The organism is Kaistia nematophila (assembly GCF_026343855.1).
In the GTDB taxonomy this organism is placed as follows: domain Bacteria; phylum Pseudomonadota; class Alphaproteobacteria; order Rhizobiales; family Kaistiaceae; genus Kaistia; species Kaistia nematophila.
The window spans coordinates 138,413-162,608 of sequence record NZ_JAPKNK010000009.1 but is presented as its reverse complement, the minus strand read 5'-3'; the positions used below and the strand labels follow the sequence as shown (position 1 = coordinate 162,608).

Annotated in this window: 24 protein-coding genes and 1 tRNA gene; 13 read left to right on the top strand and 12 right to left on the bottom strand. The window is 67.1% G+C overall.

What is annotated here, in order from left to right; translation table 11 throughout:
* Positions 1-109 precede the first annotated feature (109 nt).
* The gene (gene topA, locus OSH07_RS19225) at positions 110-2,896 is read right to left on the bottom strand and encodes a type I DNA topoisomerase (protein WP_266340347.1); all 2,787 of its coding nucleotides are present in this window, start codon (positions 2,894-2,896) and stop codon (positions 110-112) included.
* A 296-nt stretch (positions 2,897-3,192) separates the two neighbouring features.
* On the opposite strand from topA, the gene OSH07_RS19220 reads away from it, so the two are divergent.
* The gene (locus tag OSH07_RS19220) at positions 3,193-3,351 is read left to right on the top strand and encodes a hypothetical protein (RefSeq protein WP_266340293.1); all 159 of its coding nucleotides are present in this window, start codon (positions 3,193-3,195) and stop codon (positions 3,349-3,351) included.
* A gap of 64 nt (positions 3,352-3,415) precedes the next feature.
* Here the strand turns inward: OSH07_RS19220 and dprA are convergent, their stop codons facing one another.
* The 4 genes from dprA to OSH07_RS19200 form a co-directional block, all read right to left on the bottom strand.
* Positions 3,416-4,630, bottom strand: coding sequence for a DNA-processing protein DprA (dprA, locus tag OSH07_RS19215; protein WP_266340292.1), 1,215 nt, complete (start codon positions 4,628-4,630; stop codon positions 3,416-3,418).
* A 4-nt stretch (positions 4,631-4,634) separates the two neighbouring features.
* A complete protein-coding gene (plsY, locus tag OSH07_RS19210; RefSeq protein WP_266340291.1) occupies positions 4,635-5,255 on the bottom strand; it encodes a glycerol-3-phosphate 1-O-acyltransferase PlsY in 621 nt (206 codons plus the stop codon).
* A 73-nt stretch (positions 5,256-5,328) separates the two neighbouring features.
* Entirely contained in the window at positions 5,329-6,651 is a 1,323-nt protein-coding gene (locus OSH07_RS19205; protein ID WP_266340290.1) for a dihydroorotase, read from the bottom strand.
* A 7-nt stretch (positions 6,652-6,658) separates the two neighbouring features.
* Positions 6,659-7,615 (bottom strand): aspartate carbamoyltransferase catalytic subunit, encoded by a 957-nt coding sequence (locus OSH07_RS19200; RefSeq protein ID WP_266340289.1) that lies wholly within the window; start codon positions 7,613-7,615, stop codon positions 6,659-6,661.
* 188 nt (positions 7,616-7,803) lie between these two features.
* On the opposite strand from OSH07_RS19200, the gene OSH07_RS19195 reads away from it, so the two are divergent.
* From OSH07_RS19195 to rpmG, 3 genes are all read left to right on the top strand, one after another.
* Positions 7,804-8,253: a DUF983 domain-containing protein gene (locus OSH07_RS19195; protein ID WP_266340288.1), complete on the top strand. Its 450-nt coding sequence runs from the start codon at positions 7,804-7,806 to the stop codon at positions 8,251-8,253.
* A 94-nt stretch (positions 8,254-8,347) separates the two neighbouring features.
* Complete coding sequence (locus OSH07_RS19190) at positions 8,348-9,562, top strand: MFS transporter (protein WP_266340287.1); 1,215 nt, start codon at positions 8,348-8,350, stop codon at positions 9,560-9,562.
* Between the two features lie 87 nt (positions 9,563-9,649).
* Entirely contained in the window at positions 9,650-9,817 is a 168-nt protein-coding gene (rpmG, locus tag OSH07_RS19185; protein ID WP_018181260.1) for a 50S ribosomal protein L33, read from the top strand.
* A gap of 320 nt (positions 9,818-10,137) precedes the next feature.
* Here rpmG and OSH07_RS19180 read toward each other — a convergent pair whose 3' ends face one another.
* Positions 10,138-10,509 (bottom strand): response regulator, encoded by a 372-nt coding sequence (locus tag OSH07_RS19180; protein ID WP_266340286.1) that lies wholly within the window; start codon positions 10,507-10,509, stop codon positions 10,138-10,140.
* 95 nt (positions 10,510-10,604) lie between these two features.
* Here OSH07_RS19180 and OSH07_RS19175 point away from each other — a divergent pair, with 95 nt between their 5' ends.
* Together OSH07_RS19175 and OSH07_RS19170 are read left to right on the top strand one after the other, a co-directional pair.
* On the top strand, positions 10,605-10,898 hold the full coding sequence (locus OSH07_RS19175; RefSeq protein ID WP_266340285.1) for a DUF3572 domain-containing protein: 294 nt from the start codon (positions 10,605-10,607) through the stop codon (positions 10,896-10,898).
* Positions 10,895-11,530, top strand: a complete 636-nt coding sequence (locus OSH07_RS19170; protein WP_266340284.1) for a GNAT family N-acetyltransferase — start codon at positions 10,895-10,897, stop codon at positions 11,528-11,530. Before OSH07_RS19175 ends, OSH07_RS19170 begins: the two co-directional genes overlap by 4 nt.
* A 59-nt stretch (positions 11,531-11,589) precedes the next feature.
* Here the strand turns inward: OSH07_RS19170 and OSH07_RS19165 are convergent, their stop codons facing one another.
* A complete protein-coding gene (locus tag OSH07_RS19165; protein WP_266340283.1) occupies positions 11,590-12,000 on the bottom strand; it encodes a flagellar export protein FliJ in 411 nt (136 codons plus the stop codon).
* A 456-nt stretch (positions 12,001-12,456) separates the two neighbouring features.
* Between OSH07_RS19165 and ctrA the strand changes: the two genes are divergently transcribed.
* Complete coding sequence (ctrA, locus tag OSH07_RS19160; RefSeq protein ID WP_266340282.1) at positions 12,457-13,158, top strand: response regulator transcription factor CtrA; 702 nt, start codon at positions 12,457-12,459, stop codon at positions 13,156-13,158.
* Between the two features lie 191 nt (positions 13,159-13,349).
* Here ctrA and chpT read toward each other — a convergent pair whose 3' ends face one another.
* Positions 13,350-14,126 carry a histidine phosphotransferase ChpT gene (chpT, locus tag OSH07_RS19155; protein ID WP_266340281.1) on the bottom strand — a complete coding sequence of 259 codons (777 nt, stop codon included), beginning with the start codon at positions 14,124-14,126 and terminating at the stop codon, positions 13,350-13,352.
* Positions 14,127-14,367: 241 nt separating this feature from the next.
* Here chpT and OSH07_RS19150 point away from each other — a divergent pair, with 241 nt between their 5' ends.
* Together OSH07_RS19150 and OSH07_RS19145 are read left to right on the top strand one after the other, a co-directional pair.
* Positions 14,368-14,943 (top strand): DUF1134 domain-containing protein, encoded by a 576-nt coding sequence (locus OSH07_RS19150; RefSeq protein ID WP_266340280.1) that lies wholly within the window; start codon positions 14,368-14,370, stop codon positions 14,941-14,943.
* A gap of 242 nt (positions 14,944-15,185) precedes the next feature.
* Positions 15,186-16,295, top strand: coding sequence for a coiled-coil domain-containing protein (locus tag OSH07_RS19145; RefSeq protein ID WP_266340279.1), 1,110 nt, complete (start codon positions 15,186-15,188; stop codon positions 16,293-16,295).
* A gap of 6 nt (positions 16,296-16,301) precedes the next feature.
* Here the strand turns inward: OSH07_RS19145 and OSH07_RS19140 are convergent, their stop codons facing one another.
* Complete coding sequence (locus OSH07_RS19140) at positions 16,302-17,282, bottom strand: NAD-dependent epimerase/dehydratase family protein (RefSeq protein WP_266340278.1); 981 nt, start codon at positions 17,280-17,282, stop codon at positions 16,302-16,304.
* A gap of 92 nt (positions 17,283-17,374) precedes the next feature.
* On the opposite strand from OSH07_RS19140, the gene OSH07_RS19135 reads away from it, so the two are divergent.
* Positions 17,375-18,277 carry a LysR family transcriptional regulator gene (locus OSH07_RS19135; protein ID WP_266340277.1) on the top strand — a complete coding sequence of 301 codons (903 nt, stop codon included), beginning with the start codon at positions 17,375-17,377 and terminating at the stop codon, positions 18,275-18,277.
* Positions 18,278-18,361: 84 nt separating this feature from the next.
* Here OSH07_RS19135 and OSH07_RS19130 read toward each other — a convergent pair.
* Together OSH07_RS19130 and OSH07_RS19125 are read right to left on the bottom strand one after the other, a co-directional pair.
* A tRNA-Glu gene (locus OSH07_RS19130) sits at positions 18,362-18,436 on the bottom strand.
* Between the two features lie 140 nt (positions 18,437-18,576).
* Complete coding sequence (locus OSH07_RS19125) at positions 18,577-18,960, bottom strand: hypothetical protein (RefSeq protein ID WP_266340276.1); 384 nt, start codon at positions 18,958-18,960, stop codon at positions 18,577-18,579.
* Here OSH07_RS19125 and OSH07_RS19120 point away from each other — a divergent pair.
* The 3 genes from OSH07_RS19120 to OSH07_RS19110 all read left to right on the top strand — a co-directional run bounded on the left by OSH07_RS19120 (position 18,959) and on the right by OSH07_RS19110 (position 23,002).
* A complete protein-coding gene (locus OSH07_RS19120) occupies positions 18,959-19,969 on the top strand; it encodes an RluA family pseudouridine synthase (protein ID WP_266340275.1) in 1,011 nt (336 codons plus the stop codon). The genes OSH07_RS19125 and OSH07_RS19120 overlap by 2 nt on opposite strands.
* A gap of 123 nt (positions 19,970-20,092) precedes the next feature.
* Positions 20,093-21,010, top strand: a complete 918-nt coding sequence (gene rpoH, locus OSH07_RS19115; protein WP_266340274.1) for an RNA polymerase sigma factor RpoH — start codon at positions 20,093-20,095, stop codon at positions 21,008-21,010.
* A gap of 183 nt (positions 21,011-21,193) precedes the next feature.
* On the top strand, positions 21,194-23,002 hold the full coding sequence (locus OSH07_RS19110) for an adenylate/guanylate cyclase domain-containing protein (RefSeq protein ID WP_266340273.1): 1,809 nt from the start codon (positions 21,194-21,196) through the stop codon (positions 23,000-23,002).
* Between the two features lie 237 nt (positions 23,003-23,239).
* Here OSH07_RS19110 and OSH07_RS19105 read toward each other — a convergent pair whose 3' ends face one another.
* Positions 23,240-24,184 (bottom strand): ABC transporter substrate-binding protein, encoded by a 945-nt coding sequence (locus OSH07_RS19105; RefSeq protein ID WP_266340272.1) that lies wholly within the window; start codon positions 24,182-24,184, stop codon positions 23,240-23,242.
* Between the last annotated feature and the right edge of the window lie 12 nt (positions 24,185-24,196).

The window sequence follows — 24,196 nt, the reverse complement described above, 5'->3', positions numbered from 1 at the left end:
AGGGGTGCGGCCGGGACTTCGCCCGTCCTCTCCCAAGGGGGAGAAATGAGAATGGCCGGCTGCGCCAGTTCTGGCAACAGCCGGCCTCGATTGTGTGCTCGGCGGCCGATTACTCGGCGTCGGCCTCGACGGCCGATTTCTTGGGCGCGGCCTTCTTCGCGGCCGGCTTCTTGGCGGCAGCCGTCTTCTTGGCGGGCGCCTTCTTGGCCGGCGCCTTCTTGGCCGGCGCGTCTTCCGACACGTCGTCGCCGTCGGCGACCTTGGCGGCGGCCTTCTTGGCCGGCGCCTTCTTGGTGGTGGTCTTGGCTTCCGCCTTCGGCTTCGCCGCCGCGCGCGTCTTCTTGGCCGGCGTCTTGCCCGCCTTCTCGGCGATCAGCGCGACGGCCTCGTCGAGCGAGACGGTCTCCGGCGCCAGCGTCTTCGGCAGCGTCGCATTGACGGCGCCGTGCTTGACGTAGGGACCGTACTTGCCGGCATGCACGGTGATCGGCCCGCCCAATGTCGGGTGGTCGCCGAGCGTCTTCAAGGGCTCGGCGCCGGCCCGGGCCGGACGGCCGCCGCGCGCCGCCTTCTCGGCGATCGCCGAGACGGCGCGGTTGATGCCGACGGTGAACACCTCGTCGACACTGTCGAGATTGGCGTATTTGCCATCATGCAGGAGGAACGGGCCATAGCGGCCGATGCCGGCCTGGATCGGCTTGCCGTCCTCGGGATGGATGCCGACTTCGCGCGGCAGCGACAGGAGCGCCAGCGCCTTTTCGAGGTCCAGGCTTCCCGCCTCCCAGCCCTTGGGCAGCGAGGAACGCTTCGGCTTTTCCTTGCCCTCCGGCTCGCCGAGCTGGACATAGGGGCCGAAGCGGCCGGTGCGCAGCGTCACGTCGAGGCCGGTGACCGGATCCTTGCCGAGCACCTTGGCGCCGTCGGCGCCAAGCGCGGAGCCGTTCTCGCCATTCTCGCCCGGGGTCGCCTCGTCGCCGGAGACGGCGAGCTGGCGAGTATAGCGGCACTCCGGATAGTTGGAGCAGCCGATGAACGAGCCGAACTTGCCGAGCTTCAGCGACAGGCGGCCGGTGCCGCAGGACGGACAGGCGCGCGGGTCGCCGCCATCGGCGCGGGCCGGGAAGATGTGCGGACCGAGCAGATCGTTCAACGCATCGAGAACCTGTGCGACGCGCAGTTCCTTGGTCTCGCCGACATCGGTCGAGAACTGCAGCCAGAACTGGCGCAGCACGTCCTTCCAGGCGATTTCGCCGGCCGAGATCTGGTCGAGCTTCTCTTCCAGATCGGCGGTGAAATCATATTCGACGTAGCGGGCGAAGAAGCTCTGCAGGAACGCCGTGACGAGGCGGCCCTTGTCCTCGGGAACGAGGCGCTTCTTCTCGATCCGCACATATTCGCGGTCGCGCAGCACGCCGAGCGTCGCCGCATAGGTCGAGGGACGGCCGATGCCGAGCTCTTCCATGCGCTTCACCAGCGTCGCCTCGCTGTAGCGCGGCGGCGGCTCGGTGAAATGCTGGGTGGCGGCGATCGCCTTCTTGGTCAGGGCCTCGCCCTTCTCCATGCGCGGCAGGCGACCTTCGTCCTCGTCGCCGTCGTCGTCCTTGTCTTCATTGTAGAGGGCAAGGAAGCCGTCGAAGGTCAGCACCTGGCCCGAGGCGCGCAGGTCGATCTTGCGGCCGCCGGCATCGACGAGGATGTCGACGGCGGTGCGCTGCATCTCGGCCGATTCCATCTGGCTGGCGACGGTGCGCTTCCAGATCAGCTCGTAGAGACGGGCCTGGTCCTGGTCGACATAGCGGGCGACCTCGCGCGGGCGGCGCTTCGGATCGGTCGGGCGGATCGCCTCGTGCGCCTCCTGGGCGTTCTTCGCCTTGACCTGGTATTTACGCGGCGCGTCCGGCAAATGCTTGGCGGAAAAGTCCTCGCCGATCACGCCGCGGACGGCGGCGACCGCCTCCGGCGCCATGTCGACGCCGTCGGTACGCATATAGGTGATGAGACCGACCGTCTCGCCGCCGATGTCGACGCCTTCATAGAGGCGCTGCGCCAGCTGCATGGTGCGGTTCGGCGCGAAGCCGAGCTTGCGGCTCGCCTCCTGCTGCAGGGTCGAGGTGGTGAACGGCGCGAAGGGATGGCGCTTCGCAGGCTTCGACTCGATGTCGGCCACGGTGTAGCGGCCGGCGTCGAGCGCCTTTCGGAAGGCTTCCGCCTCCTCGGCCGTGCCGACGTCGAGGCGGCTGATCTTCTTGCCGTCGGCACCGACGAGGCGTGCCTCGAACTCGTCGCCGCGCGGCGTCGCCAGCGTCGCCAGCAGCGACCAGTACTCGCGCGGCTTGAAGACCTCGATCTCGTTCTCGCGGTCGCAGACGAGGCGCAGCGCCACCGACTGGACGCGGCCGGCCGAGCGGGCGCCCGGCAGCTTGCGCCACAAGACCGGCGACAACGTGAAGCCAACCAGATAGTCGAGCGCGCGGCGCGCCAGATAGGCGTCGACCAGCGCCTCGTCGATCGGACGCGGATTCTTCATCGCGTCGAGGACGGCCTGCTTGGTGATGGCGTTGAAGACGACGCGCTCGACCGGCTTGTCCTTCAGCGCCCGCTTCTGCTTCAGCACCTCGAGCACGTGCCAGGAGATCGCCTCGCCTTCGCGATCCGGGTCGGTTGCGAGGATGATGCGGTCGGCGGCCTTGGCGGCGGCGGCCATGTCGGTGAGGCGCTTGGCGGACTTCGGGTCCGCCTCCCAGCTCATGGCGAAATCCTCGTCCGGCAGCACCGAGCCGTCCTTCGACGGCAGGTCGCGGACATGGCCGTAGGACGCCACGACGTTGTAGTCGGAGCCGAGGTACTTGTTGATCGTTTTCGCCTTGGCGGGCGATTCCACGATGACGAGATTCATCAATGCCATTTACGAAAAGGCCGAACGAGCGACGAAGCCCGGTCCGACGGGATTTGGAACAAGGCGGAAACCCCGCCAGCCCACGGAGGTGGGCGCATTCGGGCTGGACAATCCCGGAAAGCACCCTGACTGTCAATGAAGCCGGGCAGACCAAACGCGCTTGCTCTTATTGGTTGCAACTGATTTGTCGTGCAACTATGTGAAAGTAAGCCTGGTCTCCCAACAGTCGAGGTATGGATATGGGGTGGCAACCGGAAGATACCAGCGACCCGGGCGGAACGGCCAGGCTCGACGGCATGAGCCTCCGGCACGAACAGGCCGTGTACATCGCCGACATGACCCGGGAACTGCGGGGCATGGCCGCCGGCGTGGGCCTGGAGCTGCTTTCCTATCTCCTCGCCATCGCCGAGGAAGAAGCCCGCGAACAGAGCCGGCGCACACACTATCACGGCTAGAACCTCCCGGCATTCATCGGGGCGACGACACGCCCGGGGCCTTGTCCGAGGCCGTCGCCCCGCCTCAGGCAAGCAGCGAGACGCGCTGGCCGGCGTGATGCTCGATCCGGCCGGCGAGGTCGAGCTCCAGCAGCAGCACCTGCACCAGCCCCGCCGACAGCCCCGTGAACCGAATCAAGGCGTCGATCTCGGTCGGCACCGGCCCGAGCGCCTCGACCAGCCGCTCGCGGTCGCCCCGCGCCGGATCCTCCACCCCATCCGGATCGCCGTCGTCGCGCGCCTCGCCGGAGAATTCCGGCGCCGCCAGCCGCTCGGCCATGCCGTCGCCGCGATCGGCCAGCCAGTCGGGCTTCGGCGCGAAGGCGGGGCCGATCATCGGCGCCACGATCTCCAGCACGTCGGCGGCCTCGGTGACGAGATGGGCGCCCTGCTTGATCAACTGGTTGGTGCCGGCGGCGCGCGGATCGAGCGGCGATCCCGGCACGGCGAACACCGCCCTGCCCTGCTCGCCGGCGAGCCGCGCCGTGATCAGCGAGCCCGAGCGCTGCGCCGCCTCGACCAGGAGCGTGCCGGAGGCCATGCCGGACACCAGGCGGTTGCGGCGCGGAAAATCGCGCGAGCGCGGCTCCCAGCCGAGCGGCATCTCGGAGACATGCGCGCCGCCCGCCTCGAGGATGCTGTCGGCGAGCGCGGCGTTCTCCGGCGGGTAGAGCCGGTCGAGGCCGCCGGCGAAGACGGCGACCGTCCCCCGGGACAGCGCCGCCTGGTGCGCCGCCGCGTCGATGCCGCGCGCCAGGCCCGAGACGACGACGAAGCCGGCCTCGCCGAGATCGCGCGCCAGGCGCTGCGCCATCCGGCAGCCGGCGACGGAGGCGCTGCGGGCGCCGACGATGGCGATCATCGGCCGCGCGAGCACGGCGACGCCGCCACGCACCGAGATCAAGGGCGGCGCGGCGTCGATCGCCTTCAGCCAGGCGGGATAATCGGGCTCGCCGATGGCGACGAGGCGGCCGCCGAGCCGGGCGAGCTGCGCCATCTCGCGCTCGGCGTCGGCGCGGCCCGCGACGCGCGCCTGCCGGCCGCTGCGGGCGGCGAGCCCGGGCAGACCGTCGAGGGCGGCGCTGGCGGAGCCGAAATGGCGGATCAGCTGGCGGAAGGTGACCGGGCCGACATTCTCGCTGCGGATCAGCCTCAGCCAGGCCAGCCGCTCCCGCTCCGAAAGACGATCGTCGCCGGCCGGCCTGGCGTCGCGGGGAGAACCGTCTTCCCCGCCCGCCATCGCCTTAGCCCTTCTGGCCGATGCGGCTTTCGGTGCCGCCGAGGAGCCGCCCGATATTGGCGCGATGCTTGACGATCAGGATCAGCGACAGGACGGCGAAGAGCAGCCCCTTCGGAATGTCGCCGATCGCGAACAGCACGATCGGCACGACGACGCTGGCGACCAGCGCCGCCAGCGACGAATAGCGCGAGATATAGGCGACGGCGATCCAGACCACAGCGAAGAGCAGCGCGATCGGCCAGGCGAGTCCGATCAGCACGCCGAGATAGGTGGCGACGCCCTTGCCGCCCTTGAAGCGCAGCCAGATCGAGAAGATGTGGCCGAGAAACGCGCCGAGGCCGGCGAAGATGGCGGCTTCCGGGCCCCAGAGATGGCCGGCGACCAGCACCGCGACGGTCCCCTTCAGCGCGTCGCCGATCAGCGTCGCGGCGGCGAGCTTCTTGTTGCCGGTCCTGAGCACATTGGTGGCGCCGATATTGCCGGAGCCGATCGAGCGGATGTCGCCGAGCCCGGCGAAGCGGGTCAGGATCAGCCCGAACGGGATCGAGCCAAGGAGATAGCCGAGAACCAGCGCCGCCACGACGAGCGACGCAGTGAGATCCCAGCCGACCGGCTGTGGCAGCATGGCAGCTTCCCCCGAAACTCAGATACAAGAAGCGACGCCGGCTCCCGGAGCCCGGCGTCGCGAAGAGACCCCGTCAGTCGCCAGCGTATGCGTAGACGGTCCGGCCCGCAACGATTGTCCGGAGCACCCGGCCCTCGAAGCGCGCGCCCTCGAAAGGCGTGTTCTTCGAGCGCGAGCGCAGCTTCTCGCCGTCGCAGATCCAGGGCATGGCCGGGTCGACCAGGACGAGATCGGCGGGAGCGCCGGCGGTCAGCCGGCCGCCCGGCAGGCCGAGCAGTTCGGCCGGCCGGGTCGACAGCGCGCGCGCCACGGTCAGCAGGTCGACGTCGCCATTGTTGACGAGGCGGAGCGCCGCCGCCAGCAGGGTCTCGAGGCCGACGGCGCCGTCGGCCGCTTCCGCGAAGGGATGGCGCTTGGTGTCGACGTCCTGCGGATCGTGGCTCGAGACGATGACGTCGATCGAGCCGTCGGCGACGCCCTCGATCATCGCCTGGCGGTCGTCTTCCGAGCGGAGCGGCGGCGACAGGCGGAAGAAGGTGCGGTAGGGCCCGATATCGAGTTCGTTCAGCGCCAGATGCGTCGCCGAGACGCCGCAGGTGACGGCAAGGCCCGCCTTCTTGGCGCGGCGGATGATCTCGAGCGATTCCGCGCAGGAGATCTGCGCCGCGTGATAGCGGCCGCGCGTCAGCGCCGCGAGGCGGACATCGCGCTCCAGCATGATGATCTCGGCTTCCTTCGGAATGCCGGAAAGGCCGAGCCGGGTCGCCGTCTCGCCCTCGTTCATCACGCCGGCGCCGGTCAGGTCGGGATCGGCCGGATGGTGCATGATCAGCGCGCCGAAATCGCGCGCGTAGGTCAGCGCCCGGCGCAGCACGAGCGCATTGGTGATCGAATGGCGGCCATCCGTGAAGCCGACCGCGCCCGCGTCGCGCAGCAGGCCGAATTCGGTCATCTCGCGGCCCTTGAGGCCCTTGGTGATGGCGGCCATCGGCATGACGCGCACGAGCGCCGTATCGCGCGTGCGGCGGGCGATGAAATCGACCAGCGCCACATCGTCGATCACGGGATCGGTGTCGGGCATCATGATGACGGTGGTGACGCCGCCGGCGGCGGCCGAATGGCCGGCGGAGGCGAAGGTCTCGCGATGCTCGCCGCCGGGCTCGCCGACGAAGACGCGCATGTCGATCAGGCCGGGCATCACGGCGGCGCCGCGGCAATCGACGATCTCGGCGCTCTCGGGGAACGCGGCCGCGTCGGCCTCGGGGCCGGCGGCGATGATCACGCCGTTTTCGACGATCACGCTGCCGCGGGCATCGAGCTTGCGCGACGGATCGATCACGCGGGCATTGGTGAGGACGAGCGGACGCTCGGCCGGATTCAGACGCTCATCGGTCATCTCGCCCTCATCCGTTCGGCAGGTTCTGCGCCAGCGCCTCGAGCACGGCCATGCGCACCGCGACACCCATCTCGACCTGGTCGCGGATCAGGCTCTGCGGCCCGTCGGCGATGGCAGAGTCGATCTCGACGCCCCGGTTCATCGGGCCGGGATGCATGACGAGCGCGCCGGGCTTGGCATAGGCCAGCTTTTCGGCATCGAGGCCGAAGAAGTGGAAATATTCGCGCACCGACGGCACGAAGGAGCCGTCCATCCGCTCGCGCTGCAGGCGCAGCATCATGACGATGTCGGCGTCCTTCAGCCCCTTGCGCATGTCGGTGAAGATCTCGACGCCGAGGCGGTCTACCCCCTTCGGCAGCAGCGTCGACGGCCCGATGCAGCGCACCCGTGCGCCGAGCGCGTTCAGCAGCATGATGTTGGAGCGGGCGACGCGCGAATGCAGGATATCGCCGCAGATCGCGACCGTCAGGTCGTGGATCGGGCCCTTATGGCGGCGGATCGTCAGCGCGTCGAGCAAGGCCTGGGTCGGGTGCTCATGCGCGCCGTCGCCGGCGTTGATCACCGAGCAGCCGACCTTCTGCGCGAGCAGATGTACCGCGCCGGCGGCGTGGTGGCGGACGACGAGGATGTCCGGGTTCATGGCGTTCAGCGTCATCGCGGTATCGATGAGCGTCTCGCCCTTCTTCACCGAGGACGAGCCGACCGACATGTTCATCACGTCGGCGCCAAGCCGCTTTCCGGCCAGCTCGAACGAGGACTGCGTCCGCGTCGACGCTTCGAAGAACAGGTTGATCTGGGTGCGGCCGCGCAGAACGGCCTTTTTCTTCTCGACCTGTCGGCTGACTTCGACGGCCTCCTCGGCCAGGTCGAGAAGGGCGATGATCTCCGCAGGCAGGAGACCTTCTATGCCTAGCAGGTGGCGATGCGCGAACACTGCGGCGGGACTGGCTTTGAGCTCGTTCATTTGAAGCGATCCCTATATGGGGAGTCGGACCGTGCGACAAGACCGGGGGCGATCCGACGCCTGTTTTGCACGTCGGCCAACGCGGCGCCAGTGACGCCCGCAACCGGCAGACGCCGACGCGGTGGATTGCCGCGTCGGCTTGTATCATGGGTCGGAGGCGCGATATTAGCCGCGTCGAGGAGATCCTGATGGACCAGTGGATCAGCAGTTCGGAAGCGACCGCGCGACCCCAGCGTTCATGGGCGCAGGCGATGACGCGCGGATTCCTGTGTCGCTGCCCCGCCTGCGGCAAGGGCCGCATGTTCAACGGCTACCTCACGGTCGTCGATGCCTGCGAGGCCTGCGGCGAGGACCTGTCGCACCAGCGCGCCGACGACGCCCCACCCTATTTCACCATCACCATCGTCGCCCATATCGTGGTGCCGCTGATGCTGATCGTGGAAATGGCCTGGCATCTCTCCAACATGACGCATCTGGCGATCTGGCTGCCGCTGACGGCGGTGCTGACGCTCGGCCTGCTGCGGCCGGTCAAGGGCGCCATCGTCGGCCTGCAATGGGCGCTCTACATGCACGGCTTCGACCCGGACGGCGACGCCGACGACCACGCGGCAGAAGCGTGGCGGGCGGATTCCGGCTGACGCCGGTTTCTCTCCCTCTCGACCCCGGCCGGCTCAGCGTCTAGAACGGCGCCGTCCTTGAGCGACCCTGCAATTCAGTACCCGAGGCAAATATATGACCATGGCATCCGAACGGCGGACCGATGGCGGAGGCACGATTGGCCTCGTCGCGGCGATCGGATCGGTAGCGGCCGTCGGCCTCGGCTTCTCGATCACCCTGCCGCTGCTGGCGCTGACGCTCGAAGATCGGGGCATCTCCTCGACATGGATCGGCATCAACACGGCGACCTGGGGCCTGGCGGCGATCGCCATCACCCCCTTTGTCTCCAGGCTCGCGGCGCGAATCGGCACGGCCCAGTTGCTGGCCCTCGCCATTCTCGTGCTCGCGGCCGCGCTGCCGCTCTTCTATCTCTCGCCCTTCTGGGCCTGGTTCATCCTGCGCCTCGTCGGCGGCGCCGCCGTCACCACCACCTTCGTGCTGTCGGAATTCTGGATCAGCTCGGCCGCGCCGCCTGCCCGGCGCGGCGTCATCATGGGCATCTACGCCTCCGTGCTTTCCGGCGGCTTCGCGCTCGGCCCCGTCATTCTGTCGCTGACCGGCACGCAGGGCCTGCTGCCTTTCCTGGTCGGCTCGGTCGTGCTGATGCTCGGCATCATCCCGGTCCTCTGCGGCATGCCGGTGGCGCCCAAGCTCGACCGCCGCGAAAGCCACTCCTTCGGCCGCTTCCTGTTCCTGGCCCCGGCGGCGACCGGCGCCGCGCTGCTCTTCGGCACGATCGAGACCGGCGCCTTCGCGCTGCTGCCGATCTACGGCCAGCGCGTCGGCCACACCCGTGACCTGGTGATCCTGCTCGGTATCGGAGTCACCATCGGCAACATCCTGCTGCAGATGCCGATGGGCATGCTGTCGGACCGGATGAACCGGCGGAAGCTCCTGATGATCATCGCCGCCTTCGGCCTGCTCGGCGCGGCGATCCTGCCGATGGTGGCCTCGCATTTCTGGCTCCTGATGGTGGCGCTCGCCATCTGGGGCGGCGTCATCGGCTCGCTCTATACGGTCGGCCTGGCCCATCTCGGCTCGCGCTTCACCGGCTCGGACCTCGCCGCCGCCAACGCCGCCTTCGTGTTCTGCTATTCACTCGGCGGCCTGGTCGGCCCGGCCACGCTCGGCGTCGCGATGGACATGTGGGATCCGCATGGCTTCGCGATCGGCATCGGCATCTTCTTCGCCGCCTATCTTGCCATGCTGATCATCCGCATGGGGTTGGCGCGCCTGCCCAGAGGCAACTCACAGGGAGTTTCCAAGGGAGTCTCCAAGAACGTTTCTTGACTTTCACTTCTGAATCCGTAGGGTGCGCGCACAAAGGCGCCGGGCCAGTTCTTGCTACGTTGCGCGCAACAATTTTGAGGTTTGACCATGGCCAAGGCCACCACGATCAAGATCAAGCTCGTGAGCTCCGCTGACACCGGCTTCTTCTACGTCACGAAGAAGAACTCGCGCACCATGACCGAGAAGTTCTCGGCCAAGAAGTACGACCCGGTCGCTCGCAAGCACGTCGAGTTCCGCGAAGCCAAGATCAAGTAAGATCGGCACGCAGATTACCAAAAAAGGCGCCGTTTCGGCGCCTTTTTTATTGTCCTCATTTCGGCTCCGCCGACGGAAAGCGTGGCCCGGCCGGGTGCGGGTCTTGGAGGAGGCCACTCTCGCCGCTCCGACCGGGCCGGCCTCGCGGACCCAGGAGATGCGGCCCTGGGGCTCCGCGGGGTTTTCGAGAAGCGCCGGTCCTCACCGGCGCCGGCCGCCCGCAGCGGCGGCCCGATGCCCATGCAGATCATATGGGGCGCAGCGGGCCACCTGACCACGCCGCGATCGGAAATTCCGGGGAGGATCGGACGAAACTGCCCTCAGGCGTCGCCGAGATAGGTCTTCACCGTCTCGATGAACTTGGCGATCGAGATCGGTTTCGACAGATAGGCCTCGCAGCCGCCCTGGCGGATGCGCTCCTCGTCGCCCTTCATGGCGAAGGCGGTGACGGCGATGATCGGGATGACGCGCAGCTCGTCATCCTCCTTGATCCATTTCGTCACTTCGAGGCCGGAAACCTCGGGCAGCTGGATGTCCATCAGGATCAGGTCGGGCCGGTGCGTCCGGGCAAGCTCCAGCGCTTCCAGCCCGCTGCGGGTCTGGATAATGTTATAGCCATGCGCTTCGAGGAGGTCGTGGAAGAGCTTCATGTTGAGCTCGTTGTCTTCCACCACGAGAACGGTCTTTGCCATTCGTCCCTGCTTGCAGCCCTCGATCCCGTCGACGGCGTCTACTAGATGGTATCGATCTGGAAATTAGCGAAGATTCGTTTCGGAAAGGCAAATGCATGATCCGGCAGAAGGAGCCGCCGCTCGATGTCGAGGGAGCGGAAAGGCTGGCGATCGAGGGACTGGCGTTCCTCGCTTCCGAACCGGAGGAACTGGGCCGCTTCCTGGCGCTGGTCGGCCTCGGCCCTGAGACGCTGCGCGACGCTGCCTCCGACCCCGGCTTCCTCGCCGGCGTCCTCGAATATTTCATGGAGAACGAGGCGCTGCTGCTTGTCTTCGCCGCCCGCGCCAACATAAGGCCGACGATGATCGCCGCCGCCCGCTACCTGCTCGACCGGGAAATCACGGAATGACCGAAACCATCGCGCTCGACCTCGACGGCTACACCGACCTGCCGCCGGGCCGGATCGCCAATGTCGTCACCTATCTGGAAATGACGGAGCGCCCTGCCCCTTCGGCGGAGCCGGACGGCGCCGGTAACCGTACGGTGCGCCGTGTCGAAAAGCCGGACCTCGATTCTTATCGCGACCTCTACCGCCGCATCGGCACCGACTGGCTGTGGTTTTCCCGCGCCGTGATGTCGGACGACGAACTCCGCGCCCTGCTGGCGAAGCCGACGACCGAGATCCACTTCCTCGAGCAGGACGGCGTGCCGATCGGCCTCGCCGAACTGCACCATGGCGAAGGCGGGCCCGCGAATGTCGAGATCGCCATGTTCGGCGTCGTGCCGGAGGCGACCGGCACCGGCGCGGCGCGGCAATTGATGAATGCGGCGCTTGCCGTCGCCTGGGACGGCGGCACGGAGCGCGTCTGGCTCCATACCTGCTCCTTCGACCATCCGGCCGCCCTGCGCTTCTACAGGCGATCCGGCTTCGCGCCGTTCAAGTTCGCGATCGAGGTGTCGACCGACCCGCGCCTCGACGGCCACCTGCCGCGCTCGGCAGGCCCGCATGTCGCGTTGATCGATCCGGACACCGCCGGCTGAGGCCGGCGCCGGCAGGAAAGGGTTGACGGAAGGCTACCAGCTTGGTGCGCTGTTAACCCCTACCAGGACCGCCGCTCGGCCGCCGTCGAGGAGCGACCGGGACGACGCGCCGCCGCGAGCTCGACCGAAGCGCTCCGCTCCTGGTCGCGCGCCGCCATCTGCTCCGCCTTGCGGAGATCGTCCAGCGCCAGGTCCAGTTCGGCCTGCGCGGCCGAAAGCTGCGCCTCAAGATCATGCGCCGAGGCGCGGAGATTGTCGCGCCGGGCCATCGCCGCCTTGGCGAAGGTCGGATAGGCGAAATGCGAGCTGTCCCGGATGCCGGCCCGTTCCTGCTCGACATTGATCTGGTCTTCCAGGTCGCGGGCCATGCGCTCGAACTCGGCGACCATGGTCTGGATCTGGTTGACCTGCCGACGCTTTTCCTCGGCCTGGAAACGCTTTAGCCGAATGATGCTATCACGCGACTTCATACTCGTTACTCCCTGAACACTGAGACGCACACGCGCCGCGACGCCGGCCCTTGCAGGCGCGCATCGCCGCTGTGGGTTGCGGCCATCAGACTTGTCAAAACCTTAAGCCTTCGGGCTCGCGCTAACCTTTCGTTTACGTCTCGCGTTAATCATGCGCTGGAGGGCTTAAGGGCGGGTAAACCCATCCTGCGGTGCCTTCATCCTAATTCCGTGAGTCCGACCAATTGGTTACCGGATTGCGTGCATTCGGGCGATGAGGTGCAATCCACACCAATTCGCTCGGAATCTCAAAGAGCTTGGGCGATTTCCGAATAATTCGCCTGAACCCCTTGTGAGCACGAATCAGAATTTGTTAACCATTAAGCGTTAGCCTTCGAATCGGGGTGAGCCGTTTTCCAAGCACCGGTTTTCGAGGCCGGAGCGCCAAGCCCAGGATAGGCAATTGAGGGGATTGGTATGCGAGTTCTGCTGATCGAGGACGACAGCGCCACGGCGCAGAGCATCGAGTTGATGCTCAAGTCCGAGAATTTTAACGTCTACACGACGGATCTCGGCGAAGAGGGTGTCGATCTCGGCAAGCTCTACGACTACGATATCATTCTGCTCGACCTGAACCTGCCCGACATGTCGGGCTACGAGGTTCTCCGGTCGCTGCGCGTCGCCAAGGTCAAGACGCCGATCCTGATCCTCTCCGGCCTGGCCGGCATCGAGGACAAGGTGCGCGGCCTCGGTTTCGGCGCCGACGACTACATGACCAAGCCCTTCCACAAGGACGAGCTCGTTGCGCGCATCCACGCGATCGTGCGCCGCTCGAAGGGCCATGCCCAGTCGGTGATCGTCACCGGCGAGCTGACCGTCAACCTCGACACCAAGACCGTCGAAGTGCATGGCAGCCGCGTCCACCTGACGGGCAAGGAATACCAGATGCTGGAGCTGCTCTCGCTCCGCAAGGGCACCACGCTGACCAAGGAAATGTTCCTGAACCACCTCTATGGCGGCATGGACGAGCCCGAACTGAAGATCATCGACGTCTTCATCTGCAAGCTGCGCAAGAAGCTGGCGACCGCGACCAACGGACTCAACTACATCGAGACCGTCTGGGGCCGCGGCTACGTGCTGCGCGAGCCGGATGAGACCCAGATGCGCGCAAGCGCATAGCCGGACCTCCCCCGGCCGAAACTGGAAAGCCCCGCCCCTGCGGGGCTTTTTTCTTGTCCGGCTGCGCGGCGGCGGCGATCAGCTGCGCTTCCCACCCCGGACCAACCAACTGGCAGGCAACAAAAAAGCCGCGCGGATCAAGCCGCGCGGCTTTTTTGTTGCCTCGGACGCGCCGGGCGTCCAAGTCGGGATCAGGCCTGGCCGGTGGTCTCGGCGACAGCAGCCTCGGCGGCGGCCTCGGGCGCGTCCGCCAGCATCGTCTCGGTGGCGGGAGCCTCGACCGCCGGCGCCTCGGCCGGAGCCTCTTCCGCCGCAGGCGCAGGGGCGCTGGAGCGCGCCGTGATGATGACATCGGCGCCGTCGAGCACGGCGGCGACGCTCATGCCGCAGCTGCGCGCCAGCAGGCCCGCATAATAGGGCTGCACGGCATGGGCATCGATGTTGACGTCGACGATCGCGCCGGGAATGAGCTTCTCGAACGCAACCGGGATGCGGGCGCTCGGGCCGGAGCAATGGAAGGTGACGTCCGGCTTCGTGGGCTCGCCCTCGATTGTGACCTTGATCGAGCCGCCGCGCGGCACGGCCGCGACCGCCATCAGCACGAGGTTCAGGATCAGCTTGACCTGGTTCTTCGGCATCAGCGCGCGGGGCGCCGTCCACTCGAACGATGCCTTCTCGCCTTCCATGTAGCCGCGCGCCACCTTCTCGGCGTCGCCGATGTCGATCTCGGCGCCGGCGGAACCGGCGGCGCCGAAGGCGAGCCGTGCGAACTGCAGCTTGGCAGAAGCCTGGCGGGCGCTCTTGCGGATCAGGTCGAAGGCGAACGCCTTCATCTCCTCGCTGGTCTCCTCGTCGAGGACCTCGAGGCCGTTGTTGATGGCGCCTACCGGCGAGATGATGTCGTGACAGACGCGGCTGCAGAGCAGCGCCGCGAGATCGAGGGCTTCGAGTTCGATCTCATTGGTCATGACGGATCCCCCTGAACGAATCAGCGCAGTAAAAAAGGCGCTTCGGGGATACACCGGCCCAGCGAAGCTGCCAACCGCCAGCCGGTCGCGGCCCGCAGCTCCTGCAGCCCACCGCGTGCCCCGATGCCGCCCCTTTTTGACTTACACTTCCTGAGGTGATTCGCGTGCCCACTGCCGGTTTCCGCCCATCGGGGATCGGGTTCCGTGCCATGACAGCCGCCACGACAAGGAGCCGACCGACATGACCCGCAGCCTGCGTCTTTTCCTCCTGCTCGCGCTGGTCGCCCTGGCGGCGCCCTTCCTTGCCCTCAGCCACGCCCAGGCTCAGGCGCAGAACCAGTATTCTTCCGATGAGCTGGTCAATACCGGCCACAAGTTCTTCGGCGAGGTTTCCGGCAGCCTCGCCACCGTCGTCGAGCACGCCGTCTCCAAATATGGCCAGCCGAACGGCTACATTCTCGGCGAGCAGGGCTCGGGCGCGCTGTTCGCGGGTCTGCGCTACGGCAACGGCACGCTCTACACCAAGAACGCCGGCCAGCATCAGGTGTTCTTCCAGGGTCCCTCGCTAGGCTGGGACATCGGCGGCGAAGGCTCGCGCGTCATGATGCTGGTCTACAACCTGCCCTCGATCAACGCGATCTATTCGCGCTTCGGCGGCGTCAACGGCTCGGCCTTCCTGGTCGGCGGCGTCGGCATGACGGTGCTGTCGCGCGACGACGTCTTCATCGTCCCGATCGTCTCCGGCCTCGGCGCCCGCCTCGGTCTCAACATCGGCTACCTGAAGTTCACCGACCGTCAGACCTGGAACCCCTTCTGACCAGGGCCATTGAATCCCGGCGGGGCTGTGACCGGGATCATCGCGACAAAGCCACACCCGCGTCAGAACCGGCATTGCGGGCCGGCGACACGTGCTTGTGGCTGGACTCTCGGGTTCGGACAATGTCATCTGGAAGCCTGCGCGTGGGCTGGCGCTGAAGGCCGATGTCTGCGGAGCGGTTCTCGCCAGGCGCTCCGCGGGCGCAACCGACATCCGGAGACGGTGCGTTGATTGAATCTCTGATGTACTTCGCTCTCGGCTTCCTGTCGGCAGGCATCTTGGCCTTGGTCCTCATCCCCCCTTTCTGGCGCCGCGCCGTCCGCCTCTCCCGCCGCAACATGGAGCGGACGCTGCCGATGACGCGCGCCGAGATCCAGGCCGAGAAGGATCAGATCCGCGCCGGTTTCGCCATGTCGACGCGCACCCTCGACCAGACGGTCGAGCGGCTGAAGGCGCAGGTCATGGAGCAGATGATCGACATCAACCGCAAGCGCGAGGTCATCACACATCTGACGGCACAGGGTTCGCTTTCGGCCGATGACATCGTCGCGCTCGAAGCGCGCCGGGCCGAGCTGGAAGTCCGCGTCGCCGACGCCGAACTCGCCGCAGCCACCGCTACGACTGACCGCGCCGAAAACGAAAAACGGCTGGAGAAGATCCGGCTCAAGCTGGCCGAAACCGAGGAGACGCTTCGCGAGACGAACGACGAACGCGAGGCGCAGCGCCTGGAAATCATCGCCCGCGACACCGAGCTCGACAACATGCGCGACGCGCTGGCGGCGCTGAAGATGTCGACGACGGGCGACGAAGTGGCGAATGCCGGCATCGAGAGCGAGATGTCGACGCTGAAGGCCAATCTGGCGATCGAGCGCCGCCGCGTCGAGGAGCAGAGCGAGCGCGAGGCCCAGAGCGAGGCGACGATGCGCGCCGCGATCGCCGAACTGAAGCTGCGCGAAACCGAGCTCGAAGAGGCGCACGCCAAGGTCAAGGACCTGTCGATCCGCCTGGTCGAGGCGGAGACGGCCGAAATGGGCGCCCTGGCGCTCAAGGACCAGAAGCGCGAGCTGGAGCAGCGCATCGCTGCGCTCGAAACCCGCAATGCCGGCCTCGAAGCCGATATCGAGGCGCTGAAGCTTCGTTCGGGCACCGCGAGCGCCGAGGAGACGGCGTTGCTGCGCGGCAAGCTGATCGAGTTCGGTGCTGCCGTGGCGCGCCTCGCCAATGAGCGCGGCGAAGGCCCGAGCCTCGTCACGATGCTGCCTCCGCCTCCCGAGGGGACGCCGTCTCCGGCGCCCGCCCAGGGCCTTGCCGAGCGCATCCGCGCCTTGCAGCACGCCGGCACCGGCCTCTAGGGAACGTCAGCGCGCAGACGCCACGGGCAGTACTCCCATCGCCGCCAGCGTCGTGTGCAACGCCTCCGGCAGGGGCGTATGCGGCTCGCGGCCGAGAAAGGCGATGAGCTTGCGATTGTCGAGTTCCAGCCGCTCCTTCCAGAGGTAGCGCACCTCGATCAGCTCGCGGAACATCTCGACGAAGGGCGCGCCGAGATAGATGGCGAACCATGGAAAGCCGCGGATCCGGCTTGCCGGCCGCCCCATCGCCGCCGCGACCCCTTTCGCGATGTCGACGCCGTGCTCGAAATAATGGCCACGGAAGTGGAACACCTCGAACGGCCCGAGCTCGTCGGCGCGCTCGATCAGTTCGACGATGGTCTCGGCCAGATCCGGCAGATAGGCCCAGTCATGCCCGATGTCGCGCTTGCCCGGATAGGCAATCGTCGTCGCGGGCTTACCCGGCTTGACGATGCCGGCGGCAAACCAGTTGTTGCCGGCATGCGGGCCGAAGAAGTCACCGGCACGGACAATCAGCACCGGCGTCCCCGCGGCCGCCGTATCGCGCAGCCGCTGCTCCATGGCGACGCGGATCTTCCCCTTGCGCGTGGTCGGCCGCTGCGGCGAGGTCTCGTCGATCAGAGGCCGCGCGTCCGGCCCGAAGTTATAGATGGTGCCGGGGAAGACGATGCGGGCGCCGACAGCCTTCGCGGCGGCGATCGTGCTTTCCAGCATCGGCAGGGCCAGACCCCGCCAGTTGTGATAGCCGGGCGGGTTGGCGCCATGGAACAGGATCGACGCCCCTTCCGCCGCGGCGATGACGTCGGCGGGGTTCATGGCGTCGCCCCTGACCCATTCGATGCCGTCACCGCCGGGCTTGCGGCGGGCCGCCGCCGGGTCGCGCTGCAGCGCCCGCACCCGCCAGCCATGCGCCAAGAGCGCCCGTGCCACCGCGCCGCCGACGCCGCCGGTCGCGCCGATCACCAGGGCCAGTTTCTGTTCGGTCATGATCCGCTCCTTCGTTGCCGTGGAAACGAACATCGCGCTGGCGCATTCCATTTTAAATTGTTGAACTTTGGATGCCGGTCATACATTTTTCTATGATGACGCCATCCTGGGACCATTTCCGCTCCTTCCTCGCCGTACTCGGCGACGGCAGCCTGTCGGCGGCGGCGCGCAGCCTGCGGCTGACCCAGCCGACGCTCGGCCGCCACGTCGACGAACTGGAGCAGGCGCTCGGCGTCGTGCTGTTCACCCGCTCGCGCGCCGGCCTGACGCCGACGGAGGCGGCGCTGGAGCTGGCGCCGCATGCCGAAACCATGGCCGCCGCCGCCGAGGCGCTGGTGCGCGCGGCGTCGGCCGAGGCGGCCGAGGACCGCGGCACGGTGCGTCTGACGGCGAGCGAGGTGGTCGGCACGGAAATCCTGCCGGCGATCCTCGCCCCCTTCATGGAGCGGCATCCGGGCATCGCCGTCGAATTGGTGGTTTCCAACCGCAACGAGGATCTGGTGCGGCGCGAGGCCGACATCGCCGTGCGGATGGCCCGGCCGACGCAGGGCGCCCTGCTCGCCCGCCGCATCGGCACGATCGACATCGGCCTGCATGCCCATCGTCGCTACCTGGCGCGACGGGGCACGCCGGGGACGCTGGCCGAGCTGGATGGCCATGCGCTGATCGGCTTCGACCGCGATTCACCCGCCATCCGGGCGCTGCAGCAGCTGGGCCTGCCGCTTTCGCGCGAGATGTTCAGCCTGCGCACCGACAGCGACACCGCCCAGCTCGCCGCGATCCGGGCCGGCCTCGGCATCGGCGGCTGCCAGAGCCCGCTCGCGGCGCGCGATCCCGAGCTCGTCCATCTCGTGCCGGCAGAATTCGCCTATCCGCTCGAATGCTGGGTCGCCATGCACGAGGATCTCGGCACGGTCCGGCGCATGCGCCTCGCCTTCGACCATCTGGTCGCGGGGCTCGGCGACTATGTCGCCGGAAGGCCATCTCCCGCCTGAGCCTGAAGGGCACAAGCGGCTAACCCACACGCGAAACATGCCGTGTTGGACGGGTCAGTATTCAGTTCTGGAATGCGGAGGTTTTGGTACGCCCAAGGGGAATCGAACCCCTGCTTTCGCCGTGAGAGGGCGACGTCCTGACCGCTAGACGATGGGCGCGGATCCGTTTGCTTTCGGATGACGGCGATATACCGGGTGATCGGAACCTTGGCAAGCCACATCGCCAAAGTTCTTTGAAACTCCCTGTGCAGAACTTTTTCCGCATGGGGGAGAAGATGGCGGAAACCCGCGACCCGGCGCTACGGCGTGGTGCCGAGGCTGATGTTGCGCAGCACCTTGCCAGTGTTGATGTTGAGGATGACGACACGCGTCGCGCCGCCGACATCGAGCGTCAGCGCCAGCTGGTCGCCGTTCAGCGCCGAGGAAACGACGCGGCCGCCGGCCGGTATGGCCTGCTCGATGCGCAGTTCCGCCGAGGACGGGGCAAGACCGGACTTGCTTCCGCCGGGGCCGATCCGATAGATGACGGCGAACAGCACGGCGACGAAGCCGAGCACCACCGTCAGACTCGATACCAGAATCAGTCGTCTCAGCTTCTGCCGGACGCGCTCGACGGCGGGATCGAGGGGCGTATCGCCACCCTGTTGCGGCGCGCCGTTCGAAGAGGAAGTAGGGTTGACCATGGATCAGTTTCCGGATGACGGCGAGGAAATCGTCGACCTCGTGGTCGAACCGGATGCGGCTGGCCGTCGCCTCGACGCCTATCTGGCCGCCGCGATCGCCGAGCTCTCCCGCAGCCGCCTCAAGGCCCTGATCGAGGCCGGCCACGTTTCGATCGGCGGCGCGACCATAGTGGAGGCCAAAAAGGCGGTCAACGCGGGCGACGTCATCCGCGTCGCCGTGCCGCCGGCGGTCGCACCCGAGCCGGAAGGCGAGCCGATCCCGCTCAATGTCGTCTATGAGGACAGCGACCTGCTCGTCATCGACAAGCAGGCCGGCCTCGTCGTGCATCCGGCCGCCGGCAACTGGACCGGCACGCTCGTCAACGCGCTGATTGCCCATTGCGGCGACAGCCTTTCCGGCATTGGCGGCGTCCGCCGCCCGGGCATCGTGCACCGGCTCGACAAGGACACGACCGGCCTGATGGTGGTGGCGAAGAACGACCGCGCCCACAAGCGCCTCGCCAACCAGTTCGCCGACCATGGCCGCTCCGGTCCGCTCGAGCGCGGCTATCGCGCCATCGTCTGGGGCGTGCCGTCCCTGCCCTACGGCCTCGTCGACGCCCCGATCGGCCGCTCGCCGGTGAGCCGGCTGAAGATGGCGGTGGTGAAGACGGGCGGCAAGGAAGCGATCACCCACTATACGGTCGAGGAGCGCTTCGGCGATCCCGCCAATCCGATCGCCAGCCTGCTCGACCTCCGGCTGGAGACGGGCCGCACCCATCAGATCCGCGTCCACATGGCCGCGATGGCGCATCCGCTGATCGGCGACCAGGAATATGGCAAGGGCTTCCTTACCAAGCTGGCGCGGATCCCGGAACCGGCCCGCAGCGCGATCGCCCGCTTCCACCGCCAGGCGCTGCACGCGTGGCTGCTCGGCTTCGAGCATCCGACGACCGGAGAAACGCTGCATTTTGAAAGCGATCCGCCGGAAGACCTGGCCGATCTGATCGAGGCCTTCAACGGACTGTGATCGGGTCGGACCAATCGGTCCTGTTAAACTTGTATTTCGTGCCTATATATCTCCATGCGGGCCAACATGGCCGCGATCGGCGTTGGCTTTCGGGGAACGCCGAAAAGAATGGAGGGGGCACGTATGGCTGCCAGAGCAAGTCTTCCTGTCATCGCGTCCGGCGAAGCCGGACTTTCACGTTATCTCGACGACATCCGCCGCTTTCCCATGCTCGCGCCGGATGAAGAATATATGCTGGCCAAGGCCTACAAGGAGCATGACGACCGCAGCGCCGCCCACAAGCTGGTGACGAGCCATCTGCGCCTCGTGGCGAAGATCGCCATGGGCTATCGCGGCTACGGCCTGCCGATCGGCGAAGTGATCTCCGAGGGCAATGTCGGCCTCATGCAGGCCGTGAAGCGGTTCGAGCCCGAAAAGGGCTTCCGCCTCGCGACCTATGCGATGTGGTGGATCAAGGCCTCGATCCAGGAGTACATCCTGCGCTCGTGGAGCCTGGTCAAGATGGGCACGACCGCCAACCAGAAGCGCCTGTTCTTCAATCTGCGCAAGATGAAGAGCCAGATCCAGGCACTCGAGGAAGGCGATCTGAAGCCGCACCAGGTCGAGCAGATCGCCACCAAGCTCGGCGTCTCGACCGACGACGTCATCTCGATGAACCGTCGCCTTGGCGGCGACGCGTCGCTGAACGCGCCGCTTCGCGCCGATACCGAGGGCGGCGAATGGCAGGACTGGCTGGTCGACGACAGCGACAACCAGGAAACCATCCTCGCCAACCAGGAAGAGGCCGACAATCGCCGCCAGCTGCTGCGCGACGCGATGGGCGTGCTCAACGAGCGCGAACGCCGCATCTTCGAAGCGCGCCGCCTGGCCGACGACCCGATGACGCTCGAGGAACTCTCGGCCGAATTCGGCGTCAGCCGCGAACGCGTCCGCCAGATCGAGGTCAGGGCGTTCGAAAAGGTGCAGAAGGCGGTCAAGCGTGGCGCGCGCGATCTCGAGCGCAGCCACGCCGACGACGAACTGGCCGACACCGACGCCTGACCCGCTCCGGCGTCGGTTTCGCGCGTTGCGTCCTTTCTGCCTACGCGCGTAACTTTCGACTTTCCCGACAAACGAAACCGTTGCGAAAGTTTCGCTGATGCTGTATGCGGCTAGAGGTGACTTGCCTTTGCGTAATCTGCGGCAGGCCCGATAGCTCATACAACACAGTGTCGAGGGATCATCATGGCGCGCCCGCGTCGCCGATTGACCGTCATTGCTGCCTTGGATGTGGTCGGTTATTCCGAACTCATCCAGCGTGACGAGCTCGGCGCCATTCGCGAGATGCGCGCGATCTATCGCAGCCTCGTCCGACCCACCATTCCCCGATTCGGCGCCCACATCATCAAGACGATGGGCGATGGCGGCCTGATCGAGTTTCCGAGCGTCCTTGACGCGGTCGAATGGACGATGGCGTTCCAGAACGGCATGGCGGCGCGCAACGCCACCCGCGGCCGCCCGCCGATCGAGGTGCGCGCGGCGATCGTGCTCGCCGACCTGATCCTCACCGAAGACGACCGGTTCGGCGCCGCCATCGGCTTCGCCATGCGCCTGCAGGCCGCCGCGCCGCCCGGCGGCATCGCCATCACCCATTCCGTCCGCTGGCAATTGCTCGGCGAACCCGCCGCCGCCTTCAAGCCGGCCGGCTTCCTGTCGCTGCGCAGCATCCCCTACCCGGTCGAGGCCTGGTTCTGGATGCCCGAGGGCAAGCCGATGCCGCGCCTGGTGCCGACGGCCGGCCAGACGCTGACACCGACCAGCCTGGCGGTGCCGCCACTGCAGCCGGCCGAGCAGCCGGACCTGCGCCCGCTCACCGTCGTGCTGCCGTTCGACGACCTGTCGCCGCGCAGCGATCACGAGGCCTTCGCCGACGGGGTCGTCGAGGAGATGACCGCCACGCTGTCGCGCGTGCGCGACATCCGCGTCGTCGCCCGCAATTCCGCCTTCACCTACAAGGGCAAGCCGACCGACGTCCGCTCGCTGGGCCGCGACCTCGGCGTGCGCTACGTGATCGAGGGCAGCGTTCGCCAGGCCGGTGAAACGCTGCGCGTCACGGCCCAGTTGGTCGAGGCAGAGACGGGCGCGCATCTGTGGTCTGGCCGCAAAGATGGCACCGTCCATGATCCGCTGACGTTGCAGGACGAAGTCGCCACGCTGGTCGCCGGCGCGCTCCGCCCCGCCATCCGGGCGGCGGAAATCGAGCGGGTGAGGCGCAAGGCGACGGAAACGCTGAAGACGCACGAGCTCGTGCTGCAGGCGATGCCGCATTTCTGGGCGCATCGGCGCGAGGACAATGCCGCCGCCCTGGCGCTGCTGCAGAAGGCACTGCTCGCGGATCCGCGTTCGAGCGCCGCGATCAGCCTGAAGGGCTGGTGCCTCAGTCAGCAGATCACCTATCTCTGGTCCGACGATCCGGCCGCCGACCGCGCCGAGGCGATTGCGCTCGCCGAGCTGGCGGCGGAGCTGGGCGAACCCGATCCGCTTGTCCTGACCGCGATCGGCGCCACCTTCTCGATCCTCAACACCGACCAGTCGCGCGCGCTGCAGTTCATCGAGCGAGCCATCGCGCTCGATTCGACCTTCGCCTGGGCCTGGACCCGGCTGGGCTATGCGCAGGCTTATTCGGAGCGGCCGGAACTCGGCATCGAGAGCTTCGAGAAGGCGATCGCGCTGAGCCCGGAAGATCCGATCCAGTTCAACGCCTTCGCCGGCATCGCGACCTGCCATTTCCTGCTCGGCAACTATGCCGAGGCGGCGCATTGGGCCGGCCAGTCGCTGCATGGCCGTCCCGGCATGGTCTGGGCCTATCGCCTGCAGGCGACCTCGGCGGCGCTCGCTGGCCAGACGACGCTCGCCCGCAACGCCGTGCGTCGGCTTTTGGCCGAAAGCCCGGGCCTGACGGTCGCCGGCGTCCGCGACGGCATCAAGAATCTCGCCGGCCCGCAGCTCGACCGCTACATGGAAGGCCTGAAGCTGGCCGGCCTGCCGGAATGAACCTCTCACGCAACCCTTGAGGTTCTACAGGTCTCGATCTCCAGCATCCTGAGGCGGCTTGCGCTGCAAGCCGTCTCGGAGGACGCACCACCTGAGAGGAAAATCTCCGTACCGACGCCGCCCTGCGTGCTTCGAGACGGGCCTCTGGTCCCCTCAAAATACTGAGGTTAGTGCTGGGCGAAGGCCTCCCTCAGTGGGAGGTGACGGATTGCGCCGGCATCTCGATGCAGATCCGTCCTATCGCGGCGCGATCGCGTAGCTGTCGATCGGCGGGATAGAATCGAGCAGCCCCCTCGCCTTCATGAACTCGGCAAAGCGGTCATAGCGGCCGATATCGAGGGCGGCAGGGCGCTTGGCGAAGCGCGGCAGCGTCGCCAGGAACGAGTCGCGGTTCAGTTGGTCATCCAGGTCCTTGTGCGACTTCAGGAACATCGCCAGCGCCTCTTCCGGATGGTTGGTCAGGAAGATCGTCGCGTCCTCGACCGCCGCCAGGAAACGGACCATGCGCGGGTCGTCGCGAAGCTCGTTGCGAGTGACGTAGATCAGCTCGTCATAGGCGGGAACGCCGTGCTCCTCCAGGTAGAAGGCGATGCCCGGCTTGCCCTCGAGGCCGAGCTGGATCAGCTCGACGTTGCGATAGCCGTCGATCACCGCATCGACCTGGCCGGACATCAGCGAGGTCGAGAGGTTGAAGTTGACGTTGACCATCTCGACATCCTTCTCGCTGAGGCCGACGGAGGCGAGGACGGTGCCGATATAGGCGTTCTGCAGGCTCGCCACCGAATAGCCGACCTTCTTGCCCTTCAGGTCGGCGAGCGTCTTGATCGGCCCGTCCTTGAGCGCGATCAGCGCGTTGAGCGGCGTCTCGATCAGCGTGCCGATGCGGGTCAGCGGCAGCCCTTCCTTCACCTGCAGCATAAGGTCCGGCTGATAGGTGATCGCGATATCGGCCTGGCCGGCGGCGACGAGGCGCGGCGGCGCGCTGGCGTCGGCAGGCGCGATCATCTCGACGTCGAGGCCGTGCTTCTCGAAGAAGCCGCCCTCCTTGGCGATCACCAGCGGCGCATGGTCGGGATTGTAGAACCAGTCGAGCAGGACGGTCAGCTTGTCGGCTGCCTGGGCCGATCCGATCGTCAGGGCAGTGGCGAGGCCGAACGCCGCGAGCCGGAGGAAGGGTTTCATCGACGTTTCCTT

What these genes read in the sequence shown, in the direction of transcription:
- topA (WP_266340347.1), bottom strand. Translation starts at nt 2,896, where the DNA reads ATGAATCTCGTCATCGTGGAATCGCCCGCCAAGGCGAAAACGATCAAC.
- OSH07_RS19220 (WP_266340293.1), top strand. Translation starts at nt 3,193, where the DNA reads ATGAGCCTCCGGCACGAACAGGCCGTGTACATCGCCGACATGACCCGG.
- dprA (WP_266340292.1), bottom strand. Translation starts at nt 4,630, where the DNA reads ATGGCGGGCGGGGAAGACGGTTCTCCCCGCGACGCCAGGCCGGCCGGC.
- plsY (WP_266340291.1), bottom strand. Translation starts at nt 5,255, where the DNA reads ATGCTGCCACAGCCGGTCGGCTGGGATCTCACTGCGTCGCTCGTCGTG.
- OSH07_RS19205 (WP_266340290.1), bottom strand. Translation starts at nt 6,651, where the DNA reads ATGACCGATGAGCGTCTGAATCCGGCCGAGCGTCCGCTCGTCCTCACC.
- OSH07_RS19200 (WP_266340289.1), bottom strand. Translation starts at nt 7,615, where the DNA reads ATGAACGAGCTCAAAGCCAGTCCCGCCGCAGTGTTCGCGCATCGCCAC.
- OSH07_RS19195 (WP_266340288.1), top strand. Translation starts at nt 7,804, where the DNA reads ATGGACCAGTGGATCAGCAGTTCGGAAGCGACCGCGCGACCCCAGCGT.
- OSH07_RS19190 (WP_266340287.1), top strand. Translation starts at nt 8,348, where the DNA reads ATGACCATGGCATCCGAACGGCGGACCGATGGCGGAGGCACGATTGGC.
- rpmG (WP_018181260.1), top strand. Translation starts at nt 9,650, where the DNA reads ATGGCCAAGGCCACCACGATCAAGATCAAGCTCGTGAGCTCCGCTGAC.
- OSH07_RS19180 (WP_266340286.1), bottom strand. Translation starts at nt 10,509, where the DNA reads ATGGCAAAGACCGTTCTCGTGGTGGAAGACAACGAGCTCAACATGAAG.
- OSH07_RS19175 (WP_266340285.1), top strand. Translation starts at nt 10,605, where the DNA reads ATGATCCGGCAGAAGGAGCCGCCGCTCGATGTCGAGGGAGCGGAAAGG.
- OSH07_RS19170 (WP_266340284.1), top strand. Translation starts at nt 10,895, where the DNA reads ATGACCGAAACCATCGCGCTCGACCTCGACGGCTACACCGACCTGCCG.
- OSH07_RS19165 (WP_266340283.1), bottom strand. Translation starts at nt 12,000, where the DNA reads ATGAAGTCGCGTGATAGCATCATTCGGCTAAAGCGTTTCCAGGCCGAG.
- ctrA (WP_266340282.1), top strand. Translation starts at nt 12,457, where the DNA reads ATGCGAGTTCTGCTGATCGAGGACGACAGCGCCACGGCGCAGAGCATC.
- chpT (WP_266340281.1), bottom strand. Translation starts at nt 14,126, where the DNA reads ATGACCAATGAGATCGAACTCGAAGCCCTCGATCTCGCGGCGCTGCTC.
- OSH07_RS19150 (WP_266340280.1), top strand. Translation starts at nt 14,368, where the DNA reads ATGACCCGCAGCCTGCGTCTTTTCCTCCTGCTCGCGCTGGTCGCCCTG.
- OSH07_RS19145 (WP_266340279.1), top strand. Translation starts at nt 15,186, where the DNA reads ATGTACTTCGCTCTCGGCTTCCTGTCGGCAGGCATCTTGGCCTTGGTC.
- OSH07_RS19140 (WP_266340278.1), bottom strand. Translation starts at nt 17,282, where the DNA reads ATGACCGAACAGAAACTGGCCCTGGTGATCGGCGCGACCGGCGGCGTC.
- OSH07_RS19135 (WP_266340277.1), top strand. Translation starts at nt 17,375, where the DNA reads ATGATGACGCCATCCTGGGACCATTTCCGCTCCTTCCTCGCCGTACTC.
- OSH07_RS19120 (WP_266340275.1), top strand. Translation starts at nt 18,959, where the DNA reads ATGGATCAGTTTCCGGATGACGGCGAGGAAATCGTCGACCTCGTGGTC.
- OSH07_RS19125 (WP_266340276.1), bottom strand. Translation starts at nt 18,960, where the DNA reads ATGGTCAACCCTACTTCCTCTTCGAACGGCGCGCCGCAACAGGGTGGC.
- rpoH (WP_266340274.1), top strand. Translation starts at nt 20,093, where the DNA reads ATGGCTGCCAGAGCAAGTCTTCCTGTCATCGCGTCCGGCGAAGCCGGA.
- OSH07_RS19110 (WP_266340273.1), top strand. Translation starts at nt 21,194, where the DNA reads ATGGCGCGCCCGCGTCGCCGATTGACCGTCATTGCTGCCTTGGATGTG.
- OSH07_RS19105 (WP_266340272.1), bottom strand. Translation starts at nt 24,184, where the DNA reads ATGAAACCCTTCCTCCGGCTCGCGGCGTTCGGCCTCGCCACTGCCCTG.